Annotated in this window: 26 protein-coding genes and 1 riboswitch; of the genes, 20 read left to right on the top strand and 6 right to left on the bottom strand. The window is 71.3% G+C overall.

Translation table 11 applies throughout. The features are described from left to right. Positions 1–24 precede the first annotated feature (24 nt). From rpmB to cobA, 5 genes are all read left to right on the top strand, one after another. On the top strand, positions 25–261 hold the full coding sequence (gene rpmB / locus ABFJ78_RS12290; protein ID WP_372665303.1) for a 50S ribosomal protein L28: 237 nt from the start codon (positions 25–27) through the stop codon (positions 259–261). Then, complete coding sequence (gene rpmG / locus ABFJ78_RS12295) at positions 261–428, top strand: 50S ribosomal protein L33 (RefSeq protein ID WP_003091682.1); 168 nt, start codon at positions 261–263, stop codon at positions 426–428. The genes rpmB and rpmG overlap by 1 nt, the downstream gene beginning before the upstream one ends. Then, on the top strand, positions 428–733 hold the full coding sequence (gene rpsN, locus ABFJ78_RS12300; RefSeq protein WP_436386058.1) for a 30S ribosomal protein S14: 306 nt from the start codon (positions 428–430) through the stop codon (positions 731–733). The genes rpmG and rpsN overlap by 1 nt, the downstream gene beginning before the upstream one ends. Before the next feature lie 5 nt (positions 734–738). After that, entirely contained in the window at positions 739–984 is a 246-nt protein-coding gene (rpsR, locus tag ABFJ78_RS12305) for a 30S ribosomal protein S18 (RefSeq protein WP_436386060.1), read from the top strand. A gap of 86 nt (positions 985–1,070) precedes the next feature. After that, positions 1,071–2,297, top strand: coding sequence for a uroporphyrinogen-III C-methyltransferase (cobA, locus tag ABFJ78_RS12310; RefSeq protein ID WP_436386061.1), 1,227 nt, complete (start codon positions 1,071–1,073; stop codon positions 2,295–2,297). Here cobA and ABFJ78_RS12315 read toward each other — a convergent pair. Together ABFJ78_RS12315 and ABFJ78_RS12320 are read right to left on the bottom strand one after the other, a co-directional pair. Further along, a complete protein-coding gene (locus ABFJ78_RS12315) occupies positions 2,285–2,812 on the bottom strand; it encodes a hypothetical protein (protein ID WP_436386063.1) in 528 nt (175 codons plus the stop codon). The genes cobA and ABFJ78_RS12315 overlap by 13 nt on opposite strands. A 12-nt stretch (positions 2,813–2,824) precedes the next feature. Further along, positions 2,825–3,700, bottom strand: a complete 876-nt coding sequence (locus ABFJ78_RS12320; protein WP_436386064.1) for an alpha/beta fold hydrolase — start codon at positions 3,698–3,700, stop codon at positions 2,825–2,827. 136 nt (positions 3,701–3,836) lie between these two features. Here ABFJ78_RS12320 and ABFJ78_RS12325 point away from each other — a divergent pair, with 136 nt between their 5' ends. Further along, positions 3,837–4,679, top strand: a complete 843-nt coding sequence (locus ABFJ78_RS12325; RefSeq protein WP_436386066.1) for a crotonase/enoyl-CoA hydratase family protein — start codon at positions 3,837–3,839, stop codon at positions 4,677–4,679. Between the two features lie 13 nt (positions 4,680–4,692). Continuing rightward, positions 4,693–6,396, top strand: a complete 1,704-nt coding sequence (locus ABFJ78_RS12330; RefSeq protein ID WP_436386067.1) for an AMP-binding protein — start codon at positions 4,693–4,695, stop codon at positions 6,394–6,396. A gap of 56 nt (positions 6,397–6,452) precedes the next feature. Here ABFJ78_RS12330 and ABFJ78_RS12335 read toward each other — a convergent pair whose 3' ends face one another. Both ABFJ78_RS12335 and ABFJ78_RS12340 read right to left on the bottom strand, forming a co-directional pair. Further along, on the bottom strand, positions 6,453–6,857 hold the full coding sequence (locus ABFJ78_RS12335; RefSeq protein WP_436386069.1) for a hypothetical protein: 405 nt from the start codon (positions 6,855–6,857) through the stop codon (positions 6,453–6,455). Between the two features lie 34 nt (positions 6,858–6,891). After that, positions 6,892–7,401, bottom strand: a complete 510-nt coding sequence (locus ABFJ78_RS12340) for a hypothetical protein (protein ID WP_436386070.1) — start codon at positions 7,399–7,401, stop codon at positions 6,892–6,894. Between the two features lie 317 nt (positions 7,402–7,718). Here ABFJ78_RS12340 and ABFJ78_RS12345 point away from each other — a divergent pair, with 317 nt between their 5' ends. The 8 genes from ABFJ78_RS12345 to trxA all read left to right on the top strand — a co-directional run bounded on the left by ABFJ78_RS12345 (position 7,719) and on the right by trxA (position 12,068). Beyond that, positions 7,719–7,949: a hypothetical protein gene (locus ABFJ78_RS12345; RefSeq protein WP_436386772.1), complete on the top strand. Its 231-nt coding sequence runs from the start codon at positions 7,719–7,721 to the stop codon at positions 7,947–7,949. A 13-nt stretch (positions 7,950–7,962) separates the two neighbouring features. After that, positions 7,963–8,589: a CDP-alcohol phosphatidyltransferase family protein gene (locus tag ABFJ78_RS12350; protein ID WP_436386072.1), complete on the top strand. Its 627-nt coding sequence runs from the start codon at positions 7,963–7,965 to the stop codon at positions 8,587–8,589. Between the two features lie 159 nt (positions 8,590–8,748). Then, positions 8,749–9,135 (top strand): glycine cleavage system protein GcvH, encoded by a 387-nt coding sequence (gene gcvH / locus ABFJ78_RS12355; protein WP_086679382.1) that lies wholly within the window; start codon positions 8,749–8,751, stop codon positions 9,133–9,135. Positions 9,136–9,250: 115 nt separating this feature from the next. Continuing rightward, the gene (gene garA / locus ABFJ78_RS12360; RefSeq protein ID WP_086679381.1) at positions 9,251–9,721 is read left to right on the top strand and encodes a glycogen accumulation regulator GarA; all 471 of its coding nucleotides are present in this window, start codon (positions 9,251–9,253) and stop codon (positions 9,719–9,721) included. Beyond that, the gene (gene ftsR, locus ABFJ78_RS12365; RefSeq protein WP_436386074.1) at positions 9,718–10,464 is read left to right on the top strand and encodes a transcriptional regulator FtsR; all 747 of its coding nucleotides are present in this window, start codon (positions 9,718–9,720) and stop codon (positions 10,462–10,464) included. Before garA ends, ftsR begins: the two co-directional genes overlap by 4 nt. A 216-nt stretch (positions 10,465–10,680) precedes the next feature. Continuing rightward, the gene (locus ABFJ78_RS12370; protein WP_009078856.1) at positions 10,681–11,154 is read left to right on the top strand and encodes a bifunctional nuclease family protein; all 474 of its coding nucleotides are present in this window, start codon (positions 10,681–10,683) and stop codon (positions 11,152–11,154) included. Between the two features lie 171 nt (positions 11,155–11,325). Beyond that, the gene (locus ABFJ78_RS12375; protein ID WP_436386077.1) at positions 11,326–11,721 is read left to right on the top strand and encodes a MerR family transcriptional regulator; all 396 of its coding nucleotides are present in this window, start codon (positions 11,326–11,328) and stop codon (positions 11,719–11,721) included. Positions 11,722–11,732: 11 nt separating this feature from the next. After that, a complete protein-coding gene (trxA, locus tag ABFJ78_RS12380; RefSeq protein WP_436386079.1) occupies positions 11,733–12,068 on the top strand; it encodes a thioredoxin in 336 nt (111 codons plus the stop codon). On the opposite strand, the gene ABFJ78_RS12385 is transcribed toward trxA, so the two are convergent. Further along, positions 12,049–12,681, bottom strand: coding sequence for a TetR/AcrR family transcriptional regulator (locus tag ABFJ78_RS12385; RefSeq protein WP_436386080.1), 633 nt, complete (start codon positions 12,679–12,681; stop codon positions 12,049–12,051). The two genes, trxA and ABFJ78_RS12385, sit on opposite strands and share 20 nt — an antisense overlap. 278 nt (positions 12,682–12,959) lie before the next feature. Here ABFJ78_RS12385 and ABFJ78_RS12390 point away from each other — a divergent pair, with 278 nt between their 5' ends. From ABFJ78_RS12390 to ABFJ78_RS12405, 4 genes are all read left to right on the top strand, one after another. After that, positions 12,960–13,538, top strand: a complete 579-nt coding sequence (locus tag ABFJ78_RS12390) for a MerR family transcriptional regulator (protein WP_086679377.1) — start codon at positions 12,960–12,962, stop codon at positions 13,536–13,538. A 42-nt stretch (positions 13,539–13,580) separates the two neighbouring features. Further along, positions 13,581–13,679: riboswitch (glycine riboswitch) on the top strand. Between the two features lie 168 nt (positions 13,680–13,847). Next, a complete protein-coding gene (gene gcvP / locus ABFJ78_RS12395; protein WP_436386082.1) occupies positions 13,848–16,724 on the top strand; it encodes an aminomethyl-transferring glycine dehydrogenase in 2,877 nt (958 codons plus the stop codon). A gap of 44 nt (positions 16,725–16,768) precedes the next feature. Beyond that, a complete protein-coding gene (locus tag ABFJ78_RS12400; protein WP_436386083.1) occupies positions 16,769–17,716 on the top strand; it encodes an NAD-dependent epimerase/dehydratase family protein in 948 nt (315 codons plus the stop codon). Beyond that, positions 17,713–19,887, top strand: coding sequence for a glycosyltransferase (locus ABFJ78_RS12405; RefSeq protein ID WP_436386084.1), 2,175 nt, complete (start codon positions 17,713–17,715; stop codon positions 19,885–19,887). The genes ABFJ78_RS12400 and ABFJ78_RS12405 overlap by 4 nt, the downstream gene beginning before the upstream one ends. Here the strand turns inward: ABFJ78_RS12405 and ABFJ78_RS12410 are convergent. Next, positions 19,817–20,314, bottom strand: a complete 498-nt coding sequence (locus tag ABFJ78_RS12410; protein ID WP_436386085.1) for a GtrA family protein — start codon at positions 20,312–20,314, stop codon at positions 19,817–19,819. The two genes, ABFJ78_RS12405 and ABFJ78_RS12410, sit on opposite strands and share 71 nt — an antisense overlap. A gap of 138 nt (positions 20,315–20,452) precedes the next feature. On the opposite strand from ABFJ78_RS12410, the gene ABFJ78_RS12415 reads away from it, so the two are divergent. After that, positions 20,453–21,607: an NAD-dependent epimerase/dehydratase family protein gene (locus ABFJ78_RS12415; RefSeq protein WP_436386086.1), complete on the top strand. Its 1,155-nt coding sequence runs from the start codon at positions 20,453–20,455 to the stop codon at positions 21,605–21,607. The last annotated feature ends 33 nt before the right edge of the window (positions 21,608–21,640 follow it).

The following is a 21,640-nucleotide window of genomic DNA, read 5'->3' on the forward strand; positions in this document are numbered from 1 at the left end:
ACCGATACCAACTTGGGAGGTCTCGTGTCCGCCGTGTGCCAGGTCACCGGCCGCAAGCCGGGCTTCGGCAAGCAGGTCTCGCACTCGCACCGCCGCACATCCCGGCGCTGGGAGCCGAACCTGCAGAACCGCCGGTACTTCGTGCCGAGCGAGGGCCGCTGGGTGCGGCTGCGCGTCTCCGCCAAGGGCATGAAGACGATCGACAAGCGCGGCATCGAGGCCGTCGTGGCCGAGCTGAAGGCAAGGGGAGTGAAGCTGTAATGGCGAAGAGCACCGACGTCCGCCCGATCATCAAGCTGCGGTCCACCGCGGGCACGGGCTACACGTACGTCACGAAGAAGAACCGGCGGAACGACCCCGACCGGATGGTCCTGCGGAAGTACGACCCGGTCGCGCGCAAGCACGTCGAGTTCAAGGAAGAGCGCTGATGGCCAAGAAGTCGAAGATCGCGAAGAACGAGCAGCGGAAGGCGGTCGCGGCGCGGTACGTCGCCCGGCGCCGCGAGCTCAAGGCCGTCATCGCATCGCCGTCGTCGTCTCCGGAGGAGAAGGGGGCGGCCGTGGTCGCGCTGCAGAAGCTGCCGCGCGACGCGAGTCCGACGCGCATCCGCAACCGCGACGCCGCCGACGGGCGCCCGCGCGGCTACCTGCGGAAGTTCGGGTTGTCGCGGGTGAAAATGCGGCAGGCCGCGCACCGCGGCGAGCTGCCCGGCGTCACGAAGTCGAGCTGGTGAGCCGGATGCCCAGGCCGAACCGGGATCGCCCGGTCAAGCGCAAGGTGAACCTGCTGCGCGCCGCGAAGGTCACCGAGGTCGTCTGGAAGGACGTCGAGCTGCTGCGGAAGTTCATCTCGGACCGGGGCAAGATCCGCGCCCGCCGCGTGACGGGATTGACACCGCAGCAACAGAAGCAGGTCGCCACGGCGATCAAGAACGCCCGGGAGATGGCGCTGCTGCCGTACCCGGCGGCCGGCCGCACGAGCTGACGTGGTCACGCCACCCGGAAGGTTCTCCGGGTGGCGTGACCCACGCTGGGCTGGCGCGCGGGTGAACCGTCAATAAACTCCCGCCCATGGACGACCCGCACTACCTCTCCGGCCTCCAGCTCACCGGCCGCCGCGTTGTGATGTTCGGCGGCGGCTCGGTGGCCCAGCGGCGGCTACCGCGGCTGATCAGCGCGGGCGCGCGCATCGAACTGGTGTCGCCACACACCACGCCGTCGGTGCAGGGGATGGCGGACGCGGGCGAGCTGGTCTGGCACGAGCGCGGCTACGCCGAGGGCGACCTTCGCGATGCTTGGTACGCCCTGGCCTGCACGAACGACCCGGACGTCAACGCGGCGATCTGCGCCGAGGCCGAGCGCGAGCGGGTCTTCTGCGTCCGCGCCGACGAGGGCGAGTCCGGCTCCGCGGTGACGCCGGCGTCCGGGCGGCACGGCGGCCTGCTGTTCGGTGTCCTGTCCGGCGGCGAGCCGCTGCGCTCGGCGGCGGTCCGCGACTCGATGCTCGACGGCCTGCACAACGGCACGATCGAAGACGGCCGCCGCCCGCACCCCGAGGGCACTCTCCCCGGCGTGGCCCTGGTCGGCGGCGGCCCGGGCGACCCGGAGCTGATCACCGTCCGCGGCCGCCGGCTGCTCTCGCGCGCCGACGTCGTCGTGGTCGACCGGCTGGGGCCGCGCGAGCTGCTCGACGAGCTCGCGCCCGAGGTCGAGGTCGTGGACGCGGCGAAGATCCCCTACGGCCGCGCGGCCAGCCAGGACGTCATCAACCGGACGCTGATCGAGAAGGCCAAGGAGGGCAAGTTCGTGGTCCGCCTCAAGGGCGGCGACCCGTACCTGTTCGGCCGCGGCTTCGAAGAGGTGCTGGCCTGCGCCGAGGCGGGCGTCCCGGTGACGATGGTCCCGGGCATCACGAGCGCGTTCGCGGTCCCGGCGGTGGCGGACGTCCCGGTCACCCACCGCGGCGTCGCGCACGAGGTGGTGGTGGTCTCCGGCCACGTCGCCCCGGGCGACGACCGGTCGCTGGTGGACTGGGAGCTGCTGGCCCGGATGCGCGGCACGATCGTGCTGATGATGGGCGTGGAGCGGCTGCCGCAGTTCGCGAAGGCGTTGCTGGACGGCGGCCGCCCGGCGGACACCCCGGTGGCGATCATCGAGGACGGCACGATGCGGACCCAGCGAACGTTGCGGTCCACATTGGACACGGTGGTCACGGACGCGGCGGCGTCGGGGGTCCGGCCGCCGGCGATCATCGTCATCGGCCCGGTGGCGGGCTTGGCGCCGGTTCAATCCTCGTAGGCGGCGGCGAGGATCGCGTCGGCGACCTCGGCCGGCGGCCGGCAGCCGTCGACGACGATCGTCGCGCCGAGCCTCCGGTAGGCGGCCTCGGCGCCCTTGTTGGCGTCGAGGGCCGCCTTCATCTCTTCCGGGTGCTTGCCGAAGCTGTTCGAAGTGCGGCTCAGGAGCCGGTCCCGGAGCGTGTCGTCGTCGACCACCAGGCAGACCACGAGGTCGAAGAGATCCCGCACCTCTTCGTCGTTCTCGGTGGAGCCGCAGAAGAACGCGACCTCTTCGCGCGCCTCCGCCGCGAGGGCCTCGACCCGCGCGCGGCTGGTCTTCCACCCGAAGCGGTCGAGCCAGCCCGCCGGGACCGGATCCGGGGGATCGGCGACGACCTGCCCGCTCGTCCGGTCCACCCAGTGGTTGTAGCCCTCCATGTCCGCGTCGACCGCGAGCTCGCCCCGGTCTTTCAAGAGCGCGCAGACCGCCGACTTGCCGGCCCCGGAGTTGCCGGTCACCCACACCAAAGGCATGGGCGCAGCATCTCAGTCCTCGTAGCAGCTCGCGGCGAAATCCCGGATCGCGTCGGACAGCCGGGTCGGGTCGAACCTCAGCTCCACCGGGCTGCGCGCCTGGACGAACTCCGCGTCCGGCATGTCCACGGCGAGCGTGTCCGCGTCGCCGAACGGGTGGATCGGGTCGCCCTGGTGGCCGATCACCAGCGCCCGCGTGGTGATCTTGCGGCGCACCGACTTCGGGGGCGCGATCCGGCCGAACAGCACCCCGTGCAGCAACGCCGCCATCGGCGCGGGACGCTGCGAGAGCGTGTCCGTCACGACGTCGACCCACTGGTTGCCGTGCGGGACGAGGGACGCCGCCAGCGCCACCGCCTGGACCGTCACCGGCAGGAACCGGGCCGCCATCAGCAGCGGCGCGAACGTGATCAGCCCCGCCACGATCGCGTTGTCCAGCACCGGCATCTCGACGATCAGCCCGCGGGCCCGGTCGGGGGCCAGGACCGCGACTTCCAGCGAGACGTTCGCGCCGAGCGACGTCCCGCCGATCACCGCGGCGGACACCTCCAGGTGGTCCAGCAGCGCCAGGGTCTGCTCGGCGAACGACGGCATCGAGTAGAGCCACGACTCGGTCGGCCGGTCGGAGTCGCCGTGGCCGAGCAGGTCGAGCGTGACCACCCGGAACCCGGCGCGGGCCAGCCGGCGCGCGAGGGGCGCGTGCATGCGGCGGGTCAGCATGATGCCGTGGGTGAGCACGACGACGCGGTCGCCGCTGCCGAACTCGGTGTACCAGAGCCGGTGTCCCTCGTGCTCGAACGAGCCGGTCAGCTCGATCGGGCGGGACGCGCGCCGCGCCGGGGCGGCGGGGGGATCGGGCTCGATCGCGGTCGCGCTGGCCGGGCTCATGTCCCACCGTCCTCCCCGTGTCGTGGTGACCTCTGTTCAGGAAAGCATCCCCGGCCCGCTTCGGCACAGTGACGTCCCCATCAGTTGACAAGGTGCCAATGGCGGCCCGGCGCGGTCATGGGTGAAGATGACCCCCATGACCGCTACCGCTGACAGCTTGCCCGATCTCGTCTCCCTGAAGGTCGACGTCGCCGGCCCCGTGGCCGAAGTGACGCTTCTCGGCCCGTCGAAGGGCAACGCGATGGGGCCGGACTTCTGGCGCGAGCTGCCGCTGGTCTTCCGCGCGCTGGACGCCGACCCGCAGGTCAGGGCGGTCGTGCTGACCGGCAGCGGAAAGCACTTCTCCTACGGCCTCGATCTGCCCGCGATGATGGGCGACTGGGCGCCGATGCTCGGCGGCGAGAACCTGGCCGGCCCGCGGACGGCCTTCCTCGACCAGGTCCGGTCGCTGCAGGCGGCGGTCAGCTCGATCGCGGAATGCCGCAAACCGGTCGTAGCGGCCGTTTCGGGCTGGTGCATCGGCGGCGGGGTCGACGTCGTCGCGGCCGCGGACATCCGCCTGGCCAGCGCCGACGCGAAGTTCAGCGTCCGCGAGGTGCGCGTCGCCATCGTGGCCGACCTGGGCAGCCTCCAGCGGCTCGCCTCGATCATCGGCGAAGGGCACCTGCGGGAGCTCGCGCTGACCGGCAAGGACATCGACGCCGCGCGCGCCGAGAAGATCGGTCTCGTCAACGACGTCCACGCCGACCAGGACGCGCTGCTGAAGGCCGCGCGGGAACTCGCCGGGGAGATCGCTGCGAACCCGCCGCTCGTGGTGCAAGGTACGAAGCAGGTACTGGCGACGAACACCGAGCGCCAGGTCGCCGACGGCCTCCGGTACGTCGCGGCATGGAACTCGGCGTTCCTGCCCAGCAAGGACCTCGGCGAAGCGGTCCAGGCGTTCCTGGAGCGGCGCCCGCCGGAGTTCAAGGGCGAGTAACTAGGAGGCAGCCGTGACCGCTTCGGAGGTCCACCACGCGTTCCGCGTCGCGCGGGACTACCTGCAGGCCCACCGCGAGGACTACGAGACGGCCTACCGGGACTTCGCCTGGCCGTCACTCGACGAGTTCAACTGGGCGATCGACTGGTTCGACGTCGTCGCGCACGACCCGGACAACGCCGAGCGGTACGCGCTGTGGATCGTCGAGGAGGACGGCACCGAGAACCGCTGGACCTACCCGGAGCTGTCCGGCCGGTCCAACCAGGTCGCGAACTGGCTGCGGAGTCTCGGCGTCCGCCGCGGCGACCGGCTGATCCTCATGCTGGGCAACCAGGGCGAGTTGTGGGAGACCATCCTCGCCGCGATCAAGCTCGGCGCCGTGATCATCCCGGCGTCCACGCTGCTCGGCCCGGCCGACCTGACCGACCGCGTGGAGCGCGGCGCGGCGAAGCACGTCGTGGTCCGCTCGGTGGACGCGCCGAAGTTCGCGGACGTCTCCGGCGACTACACGCGGATCGCGGTGGGGGAGCCGGTCGAGGGCTGGCAGCAGTACTCGGCCGCGTTCGCGCAGTCCCCGGAGTTCGCCCCGGACGCCCCGACGAAGGCCGGCGACCCGCTGCTGCTCTACTTCACCTCCGGTACGACGGCGAAGCCGAAGCTGGTGCAGCACACGCACGTCTCGTACCCGGTCGGTCACCTGTCCACGATGTACTGGATCGGGCTCGAACCGGGCGACGTCCACCTGAACATCTCCTCGCCCGGCTGGGCGAAGCACGCGTGGAGCAACTTCTTCGCGCCGTTCAACGCCGAGGCGACGGTCTTCCTCTACAACTACAACCGCTTCGACGCGGGCGCGCTGATGGCCCAGATGGACCGCTGCGGCGTCACGAGCTTCTGCGCGCCGCCGACGGTGTGGCGGATGCTGATCCAGGCCGACCTGACGGCGCTGAAGACGCCGCCGAAGAAGGTCGTCGGGGCGGGGGAGCCGCTCAACCCCGAGGTGATCGAGCAGGTGCAGAAGTCGTGGGGCGTCACCATCCGCGACGGCTTCGGCCAGACCGAGAGCAGCGTCCAGATCGCCAACACACCGGGCCAGGACGTCGTGCCCGGATCGATGGGCCGCCCGCTGCCCGGGTTCGTGGTGGCGCTGGTCGACCCGGTCAGCGGCGAGCGCGCGTCGGAAGGTGAAATCTGCCTCGACCTGCAGCACCGTCCCGTCGGCCTGATGACCGGTTACGCGGATGACGACGAGCGGACGTCGGCGGCGTTCGCGAACGGCTTCTACCACACCGGCGACGTCGGTTCGATCGACGAACGCGGCTACATCACGTACGTCGGGCGCACGGACGACGTGTTCAAGGCGTCCGACTACCGGATCTCGCCGTTCGAGCTGGAGAGCGTGCTGATCGAGCACGAGGCCGTGGCGGAGGCGGCGGTCGTGCCGGCCCCGGACCCGATCCGGCTCGCGGTGCCCAAGGCGTACGTCGTGCTGGCTTCGGGCTTCTCCCCGGACGCCGCGACCGCGCGGTCGATCCTGGCGTACTGCCGCGAGCACCTGGCGCCGTACAAGCGCATCCGGCGGCTCGAGTTCGCGGAGCTGCCGAAGACGATCTCGGGCAAGATCCGCCGCGTCGAGCTGCGGGGCCGCGAGAGCGACCCGAAGCGCGCCGAGGGGACCGAGTACCGCGAAGAGGACTTCCCGGACCTCAAGGGCTGACCGGGCCCGTTCCGGATGACGTGAATGAGTCATTCACGTCATCGGCGAGCGCCCGGTCAGCCGCGGGTGCCCTCGACCTGGCGGCCGTCCTCGGTCGAGCACGCCGTCACCGGGTCGCCGGCGCCGCTGCCGCACGTCCACTCACCGAGGACGATCGGGCCCGGGCCGTCGGCGTCGTTCGCGTCGGCCGGCGTCAGCTTCGCGAAGTAGTCCTTCAGCAGCTTGGTCGCCGCGGCGCAGTCGACCTGGCCGTGCGCGACGACCGCCGTCTTCGCGCCGCCCGTGCCGGTGACGTCGCCGCAGGGGACGCCGGGGGCCGTCGACCCGGCGGCCGCGGCCGCGGCGGGCACGGCAGCGGGCTCGGCGGAGGACGGCGCGGCGGGCGCCGGGTCACCGCCGCCGCAGCCGGCCAGGACGGCGGCCGCGGCGACGAGCAGCAGGGGGTACGCGAGTGTCTTCATGGGCCCTTCAAGAGCGGAAACGGATCGGGAGGGGTCACTCGGAGGGCACGACGGCGGCGAACACCGTCTGCTCGCCCTTCGTGCAGGTGGTGCCGCCCTGCGCGGCCGGCGGCCCGGAGGTGCACAGCCAGCCGTCGACGGTCTCGTTCACCGCGTCGTTCGAGCCGGCGCCCTGGCGCCCGGCGATCTTGCGGTGGAAGTCGCCGACGAGCTTCGTCGCCGCGACGCAGCTGACGCCGGCCGAGCCGCTGTCGAACACGTAGAGCGTCAGCCCGCTGGCGGCGGTCACCGTGCCGCAGGAGCCGGGCACCGACGGCGGCGCGCCGGACGGCTTCGTCACCGGCGCGGGCGCGGACGAGCTGCCGTCGGCGGGTGGCGGCGGGGGAGCGGTGGTCGACGCCGACGCCGCGGCGGACGTCGAAGGCGGGGCCGACGAGGCCGGGGCCTGCGCGCCCGGCTCGCCGGAGCAGGCCGCCAGCGCGGGTACGGCGAGGCAGGCGGCGAGCAGCGGCCGCCACGTCCTCGTGGTGGTCGGGTGGGGCACCGCGATCGTTCCTCCCCGGGTCGGGCCTGGCCCGGTCATTCTGGCCCGTCCGGGTGGGGGCCCCGTGGAGCGGCTCGCCCACAGGTGTGCGGCAGATTACTCCAGCCGGGTGGCGGCCGGTCACGGTGGGCGCTCCTGCGCTGTCCACAATGGACAATTAACATTCCGTTCACGCTCCGAAACCTCACGCTGCCATCAAGAATCGATCGGTCTAATTCCGGCCGAGCCGGTTAACAAAGCGGCTCCGCGTGCCGAAGATCTTGGTGGAGGCCGACGAGCTTCCCGTCCCCGACACCCGTCCCGAGCCCGTGAGAGCGATGAACGCCGACGCTGCGACCAGCCCCGAACCCAGCACCGACGAGAACACCGGCCCGTCCGGCCCGCCGACCGTCCCCAGCAGCGTCGTCTGGTGCTGCGGGCGGCCGTACGTCCTGGAGGCGCGCCCCGGCCGCGTCCGCTGGATGGGCACCGACTACCGGGGCCGTCCCGAGGCGCTGAGCAGCGCCGAACTGCAGCGGCGCGGCTGGAGCCGCCGCCGCGCCTGCTGACTACGCTGGGCGGGTGAGCACAGCCGCACCCGAACCCGCCGCGCAGGCGAGCGCCGCCGAGCCGTCCCTGCTCAAGCAGGCCTTCAACGTCCCCAACATGCTGTCGCTGCTGCGGCTCGCCGGCGTCCCGGTGTTCCTGTGGCTGCTGCTGGGGCCGAAGGAGGACGGCTGGGCGCTCGCGCTGCTGGTGTTCAGCGCGCTGACCGACTGGCTCGACGGCAAGCTGGCCCGCTGGCTCAACCAGATGTCCCGGCTCGGCCAGCTGCTCGACCCGGCGGCCGACCGGCTCTACATCCTCGCGACGCTGATCGCGTTCCTGGTCCGCGACATCATCCCGTGGTGGGTCGTGGTGCCGCTGGTGCTGCGCGAAGCGGTGCTGGGGGTGTGCGTGGCCGTGCTGCGCCGCCGCGGTTTCGCCCCGCCGGAGGTGACGTACATCGGCAAGGGCGCGACGTTCGTGCTGATGTACGCGTTCCCGTTCCTGCTGCTCGCCCAGGGCGGCTCCGACGTGGCGGCGGTGGCCCGGCCGATCGGCTACGCGTTCACGATCTGGGGCGCGGTCCTGTACGTGTGGTCGGGGGTGCTGTACGTGGTCCAGGCGCGCAACGCCCTGCGCGGCGCCGCTTTCCCGCGGGACTGAGCCACCCGCGCCGGCAGGTGACGTTCGGGCCACGGCAGCGCACGCCCCACCGGCGACTGAGGGCGACCTTTTCCCGGCCCGTGCCGGGCGGCTGCGCCGTGTGGGTGTAAGACTTCGCCCAGCACGTTTCGCCAGTGAGGGCATGAAAGGGGACCGGCGGTGTCCGCTCCTGAAGAGCTTCGCTACACCGAGGAACACGAGTGGGTCGCCACCCGCGGCGAGGACACCCTCGTCCGCATCGGCATCACCGAGTACGCCCAGGACCAGCTCGGCGACGTCGTCTTCGTCGACCTGCCCGAGGTCGGCCGCCAGGTCAGCGCGGGCGACGTGTTCGGCGAGGTCGAGTCGACCAAGAGCGTTTCCGAGCTGTTCGCGCCCGTCGACGGCGAGGTCGTGGCGGTCAACGACGCCGTCGCCGACTCGCCCGAGCTGATCAACAGCGACCCGTACGGCGAGGGCTGGCTGATCGAGATCCGGCTCGACGACCCGGCGGGCCTGGAAGCCCTGCTCGAAGCCGAGGCGTACGACGCCCTGACCAAGGGCTGAAGCCCGCTCCGCCGGTTCGGGGAGCCGGGGCTCGGAGAATCGATCAGGCACGGTACGTTGGCAGCTACACGTTCTTGAGTACTAGGCATCACAGCATGTGTGGAGGAGAGCTCAGGTGAGCACGAACGACGGGCCCGGCGGCGTTCCCCCGGAGCAGTCTCCGGAGCGGACCTCTGTCTTCCGGGCCGACTTCCTGGCCGAAGCCGAAGGCCACGAGCCCGCCCCGGCCGCGGAGGCGCCGGTCCAGGGTGTCGACGCCCTGCCGCCGGGTTCGGCCCTGCTGGTCGTGAAGCGCGGGCCCAACGCGGGTTCGCGGTTCCTGCTCGACCGCGACACCACCAGCGCCGGGCGGCACCCGGACAGCGACATCTTCCTGGACGACGTCACGGTCTCGCGGCGGCACGCGGAGTTCCGGCGCGAGGGCGGCGAGTTCGTCGTCATCGACGTCGGCAGCCTCAACGGCACCTACGTCAACCGCGAGCCGGTCGACCAGGCCGTCCTCGCGGGCGGCGACGAGGTGCAGATCGGCAAGTTCCGCCTGGTCTTCCTGACCGGCCCGGGTCACGGGGGCCAGGGGGCGCAGTGACGGCGGCCGGGCGGCCACAGAACCACGGACTGAGCATCGGGGCGGTACTCGCGCAGCTGCGCGGGGACTTTCCCGATGTCACCATCTCCAAGATCCGGTTCCTCGAAGCGGAAGGCCTGGTCACGCCGGGCCGGACGCCTTCGGGCTACCGGCAGTTCGCCGCGGCGGACGTGGAGCGCCTGCGGTTCGTCCTGGCCGCCCAGCGGGACCACTACCTCCCGTTGAAGGTCATCAAGGAGCAGCTGGACGCGGCGGACTCGGGTGCCGAGCCCGCCGCGGCCCTGCCCCGCCCGCCGCGGCGGCTGGTGCCGATCGACGTGACGGCGGAGAACGTCGGCCTGCCCGTGGCGGAGGACTTCGCCGTGGGCAAGGAGCAGCGCCTGACCCAGGAGGAGCTCCTGGAGCAGGCCGGCATCGACGCCGCCGCCCTGGCCGAGCTGCAGCAGTACGGCCTGGTCCGCTCCGGTCCCGCGGGGTTCTTCGACCCGGACGCGGTGCTGGTCGCGCGGACGGTGAAGGCGATGACCGAATTCGGTATCGAGCCGAGACACCTGCGTGCCTTCCGCGCCGCGGCCGACCGGGAGGTCGGGCTGCTGGAGCAGATCGTGACCCCGGTGTATCGGCACCGTGACCCGGAAGCGAAGTCGAGGGCGGACGAAGTCGTCCGGGAGGTCGCGGCACTGTCCGTGACGCTCCACACGCTTCTCGTCAAGGCGGGAATCCGCGGCGTCACGGGGTGTTGATCAGCAACGGGGCAGTGAGATCCTCTTTGCGGTCCCATGTCAATGACTGAATGTTCGGTGCCGCATGCCGTACCGTGAAGGCAGGGGTTTGCGGCAGGCGAACCGAGATAGTCTCGACAGCGAGCACAGCGTGGGAATGACGGGTAGCGTCGGCAGTGGCGGCGCCGAAACGTTCCAGTACCTGCGCCCGCGTGCACGAGAGGGAGGCGAAGCCCGATGAGCGAGATGCGCGTCGTCGGTGTGCGGGTCGAGCTGCCCGCGAATCAGCCGATCTTGCTGCTGCGGGAGACCGAGGGTGAACGGTACCTGCCGATCTGGATCGGCTCGGTCGAAGCCACCGCCATCGCCTTGGAGCAACAGGGAGTCCGGCCCGCCCGTCCGCTCACCCATGACCTGCTGAAAGAGGTCATCGGAGCGCTCGGCCGGGAGCTCGAGCAGGTCGTCATCACCGACCTCAAGGAAGGCACGTTCTTCGCGGAACTGGTCTTCGACGGCGACATCCGGGTGTCCGCCCGGCCGAGCGACTCGGTCGCGCTGGCCCTGCGGATCGGTGTCCCCATCCACGCCGTGGACGCGGTGCTGGAGGAGGCGGGCCTGATCATCCCGGACGAGCAGGAGGACGAGGTCGAGAAGTTCCGCGAGTTCCTCGACTCCGTGTCGCCCGAGGACTTCCGCGGGGCCGACACCTGATCCGCGGGCAGGTGTGCTCGCGGAGAGCGCTCGCCTGATCGGCCAGGTATGTGTTCTCTGGGGGTGCAACCCCCAGACCCCGCCCGGGGCACGCCCCCGGACCCCGATTGGCTCCCGCGATGAAGTATTTCCCTTGCCTTGACGCGGACGTCAACGTCTAGCGTCGGGGGCATGCGGATCGGAGAGCTTGCGCAGCGCACGGGTGTCACCACCCGTGCGCTGCGCTTTTACGAGTCCCAGGGTCTCCTGGCGGCCCGTCGGGCGGCGAACGGCTACCGCGAGTACGACGAGGACGACCTGCAGCTGGTCAAGGAGATCCAGACCCTGCAGACGGTCGGCCTGACCCTCGAGGAGACCCGCCCCTTCGTCGAATGCCTGCGCAGCGGCCACGAAACCGGCGACTCCTGCGCGAGTTCGATCGAGGTCTACCGGCGCAAGCTCGAAGAAGCGGACGCGCTGTTGGCGCGCCTCGGCGGCATCCGCGAGGAACTGGCCGTGAAGCTCGCCGGCGCACTGGCCCGGCAGGCACCCGATCCCTGTGTCGTCCCCGACGCCCCGCGCCCGTGAAGGAACCCGTCATGTCCGAAGTCAGAGAAGTCACCGATGCCACGTTCGCGGAGGTCGTCGGCAGCGACGTCCCGGTGCTGGTCGAGTTCTGGGCCACCTGGTGCGGCCCGTGCCGGATGGTCGGCCCGGTGCTGGAGCAGCTGGCCGCCGAGCGGGCCGGGAAGCTGGCCGTCCGCAAGATCAACGCCGATGAGAACCCGGAGACCACCCGCTCCTACCAGGTCATGTCCCTGCCGACGATGATCCTGTTCCGCGGTGGCGAGCCGGTCGAGACGATCGTCGGCGCGTTCCCGAAGGCCCGCATCGAAGAGCGCCTCGACCGCGCCCTCACGGTGCCGTCGCTTTGACGAAGGTGTCCGCCACCTCGCGCCCGTAGTTCTCCAGGTCGAGCGACGGGTCGGCCGCGTACGCCGCGGCCACCCCGTCGATCGCCTGCGCGATCGACATCGCCATCACCTCCGGCGTGAACTCGCCGAACACCCCTTCGGCCTGCCCCTGCTTGAGCTGGCGGGCGAGGCCGTGCACGCGCATGTCGTCGACCAGCACCTTCGTCATCACCCAGCCGTCCTCGTCGTCGGCGTTGGCCGACAGCTCGGTCAGCACGCGGACGCACTCGGGGTACGCGCGCAGGAACGCGATCGACGTCTCGATGTGGGCCCGCAGGTAGCCGGCCCGGTCGGCGGGGTCGAGCCCGCCGCCGGTGCGCTCCTTCAGGAACTCGTTCTTCGTCTCGACCACCGTGCTCAGCACGGCCTGCATCAGGCCGGCCTTGTTCGTGAAGTGGTACGAGATCAGCCGGGTGCTGCTGAGCCCGGCCCGCTCCTTGATCTTGGCGAACGTCGTCCTGCGGTACCCGAGGTCGGCGAGGACGCCGATGGTCGCCCCGATGATCTGCGCGCGGCGGGCCGCCTCGGTGACGCTGAGCCCCAGTTCCGCCATGAGGTCGGTGTTTACTTGCATGAGTAAAAAGTTACTCGGCTGAGTAAAACGGCGCAAGAGGTTTGAACCACCGGTCCGGGGGTACGGCGAACGGTGCAAAGGCTCAGCCGACCGTTGAGGCTTGCCGCGCGTCGCGTTGACCGGCACTGTCCGGGCGCTTACCGTCGAAGGAGGTAAATCGCCACGGTGTCATCAACGGTCTGGGGCCGGACCGCGGCGGTTGATCTCCGGCGGGTCCCGCTCCTGGGACCGTCCGGCTGTCATTCGCCGGCCGCCAGGTCGGGCGAGGGGAGGCTTGCGTGGTCGAGGCTGGTTCCGAGAAGCAGCCTGTTGAGGTCGCGAGTGGCGAGCAGGGTGAGCTGTTCCCCGACAACTCGCTGCCGGACGAGCTGGTGGGCTACCGCGGCCCGGCCGCGTGCCAGATCGCCGGGATCACCTACCGCCAGCTCGACTACTGGGCCCGGACGAAGCTGGTCGCACCCAGCATCCGCACCGCCCACGGCTCCGGCTCGCAGCGGCTGTACTCGTTCAAGGACATCCTTGTCCTCAAGGTCGTCAAGCGGCTGCTGGACACCGGGGTCTCGCTGCAGAACATCCGCGTCGCCGTCGACCACCTGCGCGTCCGCGGGGTCCGCGACCTCGCGCGCGTGACGCTGTTCTCCGACGGCACCACCGTCTACGAGTGCACCTCGCCGGAGGAGATCGTCGACCTGCTCCAGGGCGGCCAAGGCGTCTTCGGCATCGCGGTCAGCGGCGCCATGCAGGAAATCAGCGGCACCATCCACGAGTTCCCGGCCGAACGCGCCGACGGCGGCGTCGTCGAGACCCACCAGCCGGACGAGCTGACCCAGCGCCGCAACGCCCGCCGGACCGGGTGATCACCGCTGCGGCGGACGGAGTAAAGTCATCCGTGCGGTCGACGAATCCGCGCGGGAGAGTCCGAGCCTCATATTGAGCTCGGCGCCGAAGGAGCAAGTCCTCCCCGGAACCTCTCAGGCACCCTGGACCGCGCGGACGAGACGCCTCTGGAAAGCGGGTCGTCAGGACACAACCTGATGGCCCCGCCGACGGTGCAAGCCCGGGAACTACGGGCGAAACTCTCAGGCGCCTGCTTCGCGGGTACGGACAGAGTGGGGAGGCCGAGACATCGTTGTCTCGGTCCGGCTTCGCGTCCCCAGGAGGCTGTTGTGGAACCGTCACTCGCCTCCCTGGAACAGGGACTTCCCTTCGCCGACCGGCACATCGGGCCCGGCCCGGAAGACCTCCACCGCATCCTCGACGTCATCGGCGTCGCTTCTCTCGACGAGCTCTCCGAGCGTGCCGTTCCGTCGTCGTTGCGGGAGTCCGCCCAGCCGCTCGAACTCCCGCCCGCCGCCACCGAAGCCCAGGCGCTCGCCGAACTCCGCGAGCTCGCCGGCCGGAACCGGCCCATGGCGCAGATGATCGGGCTCGGCTACCACGACACCGTCACGCCGCCCGTGATCCGGCGGAACGTGCTCGAGAACCCCGCCTGGTACACCGCCTACACGCCCTACCAGCCGGAAATCTCCCAAGGCCGGCTCGAAGCGCTGCTCAACTTCCAGACCGTGGTCGCCGACCTGACCGGCCTGCCGGTCGCCAACGCCTCGATGCTCGACGAAGCCACCGCGGCCGCCGAAGCCATGACGCTGGTGCGCCGCGCGGGCAAGTCGTCGTCGAACCGGTTCGTCGTCGACGAGGACACGCTCCCGCAAACTCTCGCCGTGCTCCGGACCCGCGCCGAGCCCCTCGGCATCGAACTGGTCGTCGAGGACCTCTCCCAGGGATTGACCGGCCTCGGGCTCGGCGGCGACTTCTTCGGGATCCTGCTCGCCTACCCCGGCGCGTCCGGCGCCGTGCGCGAGCTGGACCTGACGATCGCCGACGCCAAGAAGCACGGCGCCGCGGTGATCGTCGCCGCCGACCCGCTGGCCCTGACCCTGCTGCGGCCGCCCGGCGAGCTCGGCGCCGACGTCGCCGTCGGGTCGACGCAGCGGTTCGGCGTCCCGCTCGGCTTCGGCGGCCCGCACGCCGCCTACCTCGCCGTCCGCCAGGGCCTCGAGCGGCAGCTGCCGGGCCGGCTCGTGGGTGTTTCGAAGGACGCCGACGGCGCGCCCGCGTACCGGCTCGCCCTGCAGACGCGGGAACAGCACATCCGCCGGGAGAAGGCGACGTCGAACATCTGCACCGCGCAGGTGCTGCTCGCGGTGATGGCGTCGATGTACGCGGTGTACCACGGGCCGGACGGGCTGCGCGGCATCGCGCTGCGTGCCCACCGGATGGCCACCGTGCTGGCGGCCGGCCTCTGCGAGGGCGGCGTCGACGTCGTGCACGGCGAGTTCTTCGACACGATCACCGCCGCGGTCCCGGGCCGGGCCGACGCGGTCGTCGCGGCGGCCCGTGACCTCGGGGTCAACCTCCGGCGCGTCGACGACGACCACGTCGGCGTCGCCTGCGACGAGACGACGACCCGCGAACGGCTTTCCCGCGTGTGGAAGGCGTTCGGCGTTTCGGTGTCCGATGTGGATGGTCTCGACGCCGACACCGCGGACGCGCTTCCGGCCCCGTTGCGGCGCACCAGCGCCTTCCTCACGCACCCGGTGTTCCACGCCCACCGCTCGGAAACCGCGCTGCTGCGCTACCTGCGGCGGCTGGCCGACTCCGACGTCGCCCTCGACCGCAGCATGATCCCGCTCGGCTCGTGCACCATGAAGCTCAACGCCACCGCGGAGATGGAGCCGGTCACCTGGCCGGAGTTCGCCGGCCTGCACCCGTTCGCGCCCGCCGAGGACGCCGCCGGCCTCCTGGAAGTGGTCGCCGACCTGAGCGCGTGGCTCGCGCGGATCACCGGCTACGACACGGTTTCCCTGCAGCCCAACGCGGGCAGCCAGGGCGAGTTCGCCGGGCTGCTGGCCATCCGCGCGTACCACCGGTCGCGCGGCGAAGGCGAGCGGGACGTCTGTCTCATCCCGGCCAGCGCGCACGGCACGAACGCGGCGAGCGCCGTCATGGCCGGCCTGCGGGTGGTCGTCGTCCGCTGCGACGACGACGGCAACATCGACCTCGGCCACCTGCGGTCCACTGTGGACGACCACCGCGCCGACCTGGCCGCGATCATGATCACCTACCCGTCGACGCACGGGGTCTACGAGGACACCGTCGGCGAGGTGTGCGCGCTGGTGCACGACGCGGGCGGCCAGGTGTACGTCGACGGCGCCAACCTGAACGCGCTGATCGGCGTGGCGCAGTACGGCCGGTTCGGCGCGGACGTCTCGCACCTCAACCTGCACAAGACGTTCTGCGTCCCGCACGGCGGTGGCGGACCCGGCGTCGGGCCGATCGGCGTCCGCGCGCACCTGGCGCCGTTCCTGCCGAACCACCCGCTGCAGCCGGCGGCCGGTCCGGCGACCGGGGTCGGGCCGGTCAGCGCGGCGCCGTGGGGGAGCGCGTCGATCCTGCCGATCTCGTGGGCGTACGTCCGGATGATGGGCGCGGAAGGCCTGCGCCGGGCGACGCTGGTGGCGGTGGCCAACGCCAACTACGTCGCCCGCCGCCTCGGGGAGCACTTCCCGGTGCTGTACGCGGGCCACGGCGGGCTCGTCGCGCACGAATGCGTCCTCGACCTGCGGCCGGTGACGAAGGCGACCGGCGTCACGGTCGACGACGTGGCCAAGCGCCTGGCCGACTACGGCCTCCACGCCCCGACGATGTCGTTCCCGGTGGCGGGCACGCTGATGGTGGAGCCGACCGAGAGCGAGGACCTCGCCGAGCTGGATCGCTTCTGCGACGCGATGATCGCGATCCGCGCGGAGATCGACCGGGTCGCGGCGGGGGAGTGGGACCTGGCCGAGTCCCCGCTGCGGCAGGCCCCGCACACGGCGCGCTGCGTCGCGGGTGAATGGGACCGGCCGTACAGCCGTGAGATCGCGGTGTTCCCGGCGGGTCCGGCGGAGACGAAGGTCTGGCCCCCGGTCCGCCGCATCGACGGCGCGGCCGGCGACCGCAACCTGGTCTGCTCGTGCCCGCCTCCGGAAGCGTTCGCCTGACGGCTTCGCGTGGTCTGCACAGGAACGGGAGGTAGGTTGACGCCATGGCGAATGCGCACGGTCCTGATCGGACGTCCGTGGTCGTGACCGGCGGCAGTGGCTTCATCGGCCGGGCCGTCGTGCGCGCCCTCCGCGACCGGGGCGTCGGAGTCACCGTCGTCGACCGCGTCGCGTTCCCCGAGGACCTCGGCGGCGTCCGCGTCGTGACCGGCGACCTGCGCGAGGCCGCGGTCCGCGAGGAGGCCGTGACGGCGGAGACCGCGGGCATCGTGCACCTGGCGGCGCTGACGTCGGTGCTGAAGTCGGTCGAGCTGCCCGAGGACACCTTCGCCGACAACGTCCTGGTCACCCAGGAACTCCTCGAGCTCGCCCGCCGCCGCGGGGTGCCGAAGTTCCTGCTCGCCTCGACCAACGCGGTGATCGGCAACGTCGGCACGGCGACGATCACCCCGGACCTGCCGCTGCGCCCGCTGACGCCGTACGGCGCCACCAAGGCGGCGTGCGAAATGCTGCTCTCGGGCTACGCCGGCGCGTACGGCATGACGACGTGCGCGTTGCGGTTCACCAACGTCTACGGCCCGGGAATGTCCCACAAGGACAGTTTTGTGCCGCGCATGATGCGCGCCGCGCTCTCCGGCGGCGGCGTCAAGGTCTACGGCGACGGCCGCCAGCGCCGCGACCTCGTGCACGTCGACGACGTCGTCCGCGCGATCCTGCTGGCCCTCGACAGTGGCCACTCCGGCCGGGCGATCGTCGGCGCCGGGCGCTCGGTGTCCGTGCTGGAGATGGTCGAGGCCGTGCGCGAGGTGACCGGGGCCGAGCTGCCGGTCGAGCACGTCGACGCGCCGGCGGGGGAGATGCCCGCGGTGGTCGTCGACGTCTCCGCCAGCGCCGAGACCATCGGGTACCGCCCGGCGGTCTCGCTCACCGACGGCCTGGCCACGGCCTGGAAGTACTTCTCCGGCCTCGACCGTCCAAACGCGACACCGTGAAGGATTTCCTGAAGCGGCACTGGCTGCTGCTCCTGCTCCTCGTCCCGGCGATCGTCCTGCGGGTGCTGACCTGGCTGGCGTACAAACCCGCGCTGCTGTTCATCGATTCGTTCCGCTACATCGACAACCTGCACGCCCTGCGCGCCGACCAGCTCGACCCGATCGGCTACGACCTCGTCCTGCGCCCGCTGCTCGCCGTCGGCGGGCTGGCGTGGGTCGCGGCCGTCCAGCACGTCGGCGGAATCCTCATCGCGATCGGCGTGTACGCGCTGGTCCTGCGCCTCGGCGGCCGCCCGTGGGTGGGCGCGCTCGCCGCCGTGCCGGTGCTGCTCGACGCCTACCAGCTGCAGATCGAGCAGAACATCATGTCCGAGGTGACGTTCGAGGCGGTGCTCCTCGGGCTCCTGTGGCTGCTGCCCGGCTGGGGCACCCCGGGCTGGAAACGCGCCGGCGCCGCGGGTCTGCTGCTCGGCTTCGGTGTGCTGACGCGGCTGATCGGCATCTCCCTCGCCTTGCCACTGCTGGTGTTCCTGGTCGTCGCCGGGGGAGCGTGGCGGCACTGGGCGGGCTGGCGCCGGGCCGGCGTCGGGCTGCTGGGCCTGCTGGTCGTGCTCGTGCCGTACTCGGCGCGGGTGCACTCGGAGACCGGCAAGTGGGGCCTGACCGGGCCGTCCGGGAACATGCTCTACGGCCGCACCGCCGCCGTCGCGGACTGCGCGAACCTGCACCTCGACCCGACACTGCAGGTCTTCTGCCCGGCCGAGCCGCGCGAGACGCGGCTGGTGGACAACTACACGCACGCCGACCTCGACCCGAACTGGCCGGGCCCGCTACCCCCGGGCGCGGACAAGGCGGCGCTGGCGCACGAGTTCGCCGTCGACGTGCTGAAGGAACAGCCCGGCGATGTCGCGGACGCGATCCTGACGGACTTCGCCAAGAGCTTCGCCTGGAGCCGCGAGCAGGACCCGACCGACGTCCCGCTGGACCGGTGGCAGTTCCAGCTCGCCTATCCGCAGTGGGCCGACCAGTCGCTGATCGACCTGGTCACGCAGCAGAACGACGGCGTCAACGCCAGTGTCGACCAGCCACTGGCCAAGATCCTCCGCGACTACCAGCTGGGCGGCGGGTACGTCCCGGGCGCGGTGCTGGGCATCGGCGCGATTCTGGGCCTGTTGACGGTGTTCCGCCGCAAGAAGCCCGTGGACCGGGCCCGGGCGGGCGCGCTGCTGGCGGCGTCGAGCGGGCTCGTCCTGCTCTTCGCTTCGGCGGTGTTCCAGTTCTCGTGGCGCTACCAGATCCCGGCCCTCGTGCTGCTGCCCGTGGCCGGCGCGCTCGGCTTCACCACCCTGACCTCGGCCAGCCGGAAGCGCCTCGCCGCGTTCCCCGACGACGTCGACACGGGCGCCCTCGACGACTTCCGCGGCCGCCACCCGGAGCTTGCGCTGGCGCCGCTGACCGTCGTCATCGCCGCGTACAACGAAGCCGGCGGCATCGGCGAAGTCCTGGAGAAGATGCCCGACGAGTGCCTCGGCATGCGCGTGGACGTGCTCGTCGTGGTCGACGGCGGCACCGACGACACGGCCGGCATCGCCGAAGAGCACGGCGCGTACGTCTGCGTCGCGCCCCGCAACCGAGGCCAGGGCGCGGCGCTGCGGCTGGGCTACCACCTCGCCGCGGAGGCGGGCGCCGAGTACGTCGTGACGACCGACGCCGACGGCCAGTACGACAACAGCGAGCTGGAAGCGCTGGTCCGCCCGGTCGTCGAAGGCACCGCGGACTTCGTCACCGGGTCCCGGCGGCTCGGCCATGAGGAAGCCGACAGTCGCGTGCGGTGGCTGGGGGTGCGCGTGTTCGCGGCGCTGGCGTCGGTGCTGACCGCCCGGCGGATCACCGACACGTCGTTCGGCTTCCGCGCGATGCGGGCGGACCTGGCGTGCTCGGTCCCGCTCAACGAGCCGCAGTACCAGTCCTCGGAGCTGTTGCTGGGCGTCACCGCGCGCGGCGCCCGGGTCGTCGAGCTGCCGATGAGCATGCGGCTGCGCAAGGCGGGGAAGAGCAAGAAGGGCGGCAGCCTCGTCTACGGCGCGAACTACGCCCGGGTCATGACGGGGACGTGGTGGCGGGGGTACGTGCTGCGCCGCGGGCGAACACGAGCCGGTCGAGCAGCGTGAACTTGACGACGAACACCAGTGCGTAACTGGCCACGTACGCGCCGTCGACCAGCACGACCCACCAGAAGTGCGGCAGGTCCAGCGGTGTGAGCAGCGAGCCGGCCAGCGTCGTCAGGCCGATCGAGGCGAGCCCGCCGAGGCCGATGACGGCCAGGTAGGGCAGCAGTTCGCGGCGCACGCGCGGGCGTCCGGTCCGGCCCCACACCCAGCGCCGGGTGACGACGAAGTTCAGCACCGCGCCGGCCGCCCAGGCCAGCGTGCTCGCCAGGGCCGCGGCGCCGCCGGTGGCGAGCACGGCGAGCAGTACGACCTGGCTGAGGACCGTGGCGGCGACGGACGTCGCGGCGGCGCGCGCGAGGCGGGCCCAGCCGCGGCGGCGGGTCTTCTCCGTTGTGCGGGGCCGCACGCCGTTGGTTACGGTCGTCATGCCCCCATCCTCCCCGCGGGCCGGTCGCGCCGCCGTCCGACCCCCCTACGCATAGGAGATTCACAGGCTATTGCCAGGTCTTCATCAGCACTTGATCGATAGCGTCGGGTGGCGTAAACGAGCAGGAAAGGCGGCACAATGCGAGTGCTGGTTCTCGGCGGTGACGGATATCTGGGCTGGCCGACCGCGCTGCACTTATCGGACAAAGGCCACGAGGTAGCCGTTCTCGACAATTTCGCCCGCCGCGGTTACGACGCCGAACTCGGTGTCGAAAGCCTCGTTCCGATCGAATCCCTCGCCGGCCGGATCGCCGCGTGGGAGGAGGTCTCCGGGCGGACGATCACCAGCTACGAGGGCGACCTGCTGGACGCGGAGTTCCTGTTCGGGGCCGTGCGGGAGTTCCGGCCGGACGCGGTGGTGCACTACGCCGAGCAGCGGTCGGCGCCGTACTCGATGATCGACCGCGAGCACGCGGTGTACACCCAGCACAACAACGTGATCGGCAACCTGAACCTGCTGTACGCGATCGCGGAGATCGATCCGGCGATCCACCTGGTCAAACTGGGCACGATGGGCGAATACGGCACGCCGAACGTCGACATCGAAGAAGGCTGGCTGGACCTCGAGCACAACGGGCGCAAGGACCGGGTGCTGTTCCCGAAGCGGCCGGGGTCGTTCTACCACCTGACAAAGGTGCACGATTCGCACAACATCGAATTCACGTGCCGCGCGTGGGGGCTGCGCGCGACGGACCTCAACCAGGGCGTCGTGTACGGCCAGCAGACGCCGCAGACGGCGGCCGACCCGCGCCTGGCGACCCGCTTCGACTACGACGCGGTGTTCGGCACGGTGCTGAACCGGTTCGTCATCCAGGCGGTGCTGGGGCAGCCGCTGACGGTGTACGGCAAGGGCGCCCAGACGCGCGGCCTGATCGACATCCGCGACACCGTCGAGTGCATCCGGCTCGCCGTGGAGAACCCGGCCGAGGCGGGGGAGTTCCGCGTGTTCAACCAGATGACGGAGAGCATGTCGGTGGCCGCGATCGCCGACCTCGTCGCCGACCGGTTCCCCGGGCCGGTGCAGATCGAGCAGCTGGAGAACCCGCGCACCGAGGCACCGGAGCACTACTACAACGTGAAGCACACCGGGCTCGTCGGGCTGGGGCTGGAGCCGCACCTGCTTTCGGACACGCTGATCGAGTCGATGTTCGACATCGTCGGCGCCAACAAGCACCGGGTGAACCCGGAGAAGCTGCGCCCGACGGTGCGCTGGCGGGGCGCGCTGAAGGGCTAGCGGGTGCGGGTGGCGTGGGGGGGGCCCCGCCCC

The sequence above is a fragment of the Amycolatopsis sp. MEPSY49 genome, assembly GCF_051337345.1.
GTDB lineage: Bacteria > Actinomycetota > Actinomycetes > Mycobacteriales > Pseudonocardiaceae > Amycolatopsis.

What these genes read in the sequence shown, in the direction of transcription:
- rpmG (WP_003091682.1), top strand. Translation starts at nt 261, where the DNA reads ATGGCGAAGAGCACCGACGTCCGCCCGATCATCAAGCTGCGGTCCACC.
- rpsN (WP_436386058.1), top strand. Translation starts at nt 428, where the DNA reads ATGGCCAAGAAGTCGAAGATCGCGAAGAACGAGCAGCGGAAGGCGGTC.
- rpsR (WP_436386060.1), top strand. Translation starts at nt 739, where the DNA reads ATGCCCAGGCCGAACCGGGATCGCCCGGTCAAGCGCAAGGTGAACCTG.
- cobA (WP_436386061.1), top strand. Translation starts at nt 1,071, where the DNA reads ATGGACGACCCGCACTACCTCTCCGGCCTCCAGCTCACCGGCCGCCGC.
- ABFJ78_RS12315 (WP_436386063.1), bottom strand. Translation starts at nt 2,812, where the DNA reads ATGCCTTTGGTGTGGGTGACCGGCAACTCCGGGGCCGGCAAGTCGGCG.
- ABFJ78_RS12320 (WP_436386064.1), bottom strand. Translation starts at nt 3,700, where the DNA reads ATGAGCCCGGCCAGCGCGACCGCGATCGAGCCCGATCCCCCCGCCGCC.
- ABFJ78_RS12325 (WP_436386066.1), top strand. Translation starts at nt 3,837, where the DNA reads ATGACCGCTACCGCTGACAGCTTGCCCGATCTCGTCTCCCTGAAGGTC.
- ABFJ78_RS12335 (WP_436386069.1), bottom strand. Translation starts at nt 6,857, where the DNA reads ATGAAGACACTCGCGTACCCCCTGCTGCTCGTCGCCGCGGCCGCCGTC.
- ABFJ78_RS12345 (WP_436386772.1), top strand. Translation starts at nt 7,719, where the DNA reads ATGAACGCCGACGCTGCGACCAGCCCCGAACCCAGCACCGACGAGAAC.
- ABFJ78_RS12370 (WP_009078856.1), top strand. Translation starts at nt 10,681, where the DNA reads ATGAGCGAGATGCGCGTCGTCGGTGTGCGGGTCGAGCTGCCCGCGAAT.
- ABFJ78_RS12375 (WP_436386077.1), top strand. Translation starts at nt 11,326, where the DNA reads ATGCGGATCGGAGAGCTTGCGCAGCGCACGGGTGTCACCACCCGTGCG.
- trxA (WP_436386079.1), top strand. Translation starts at nt 11,733, where the DNA reads ATGTCCGAAGTCAGAGAAGTCACCGATGCCACGTTCGCGGAGGTCGTC.
- ABFJ78_RS12385 (WP_436386080.1), bottom strand. Translation starts at nt 12,681, where the DNA reads ATGCAAGTAAACACCGACCTCATGGCGGAACTGGGGCTCAGCGTCACC.
- ABFJ78_RS12400 (WP_436386083.1), top strand. Translation starts at nt 16,769, where the DNA reads ATGGCGAATGCGCACGGTCCTGATCGGACGTCCGTGGTCGTGACCGGC.
- ABFJ78_RS12410 (WP_436386085.1), bottom strand. Translation starts at nt 20,314, where the DNA reads ATGACGACCGTAACCAACGGCGTGCGGCCCCGCACAACGGAGAAGACC.
- ABFJ78_RS12415 (WP_436386086.1), top strand. Translation starts at nt 20,453, where the DNA reads ATGCGAGTGCTGGTTCTCGGCGGTGACGGATATCTGGGCTGGCCGACC.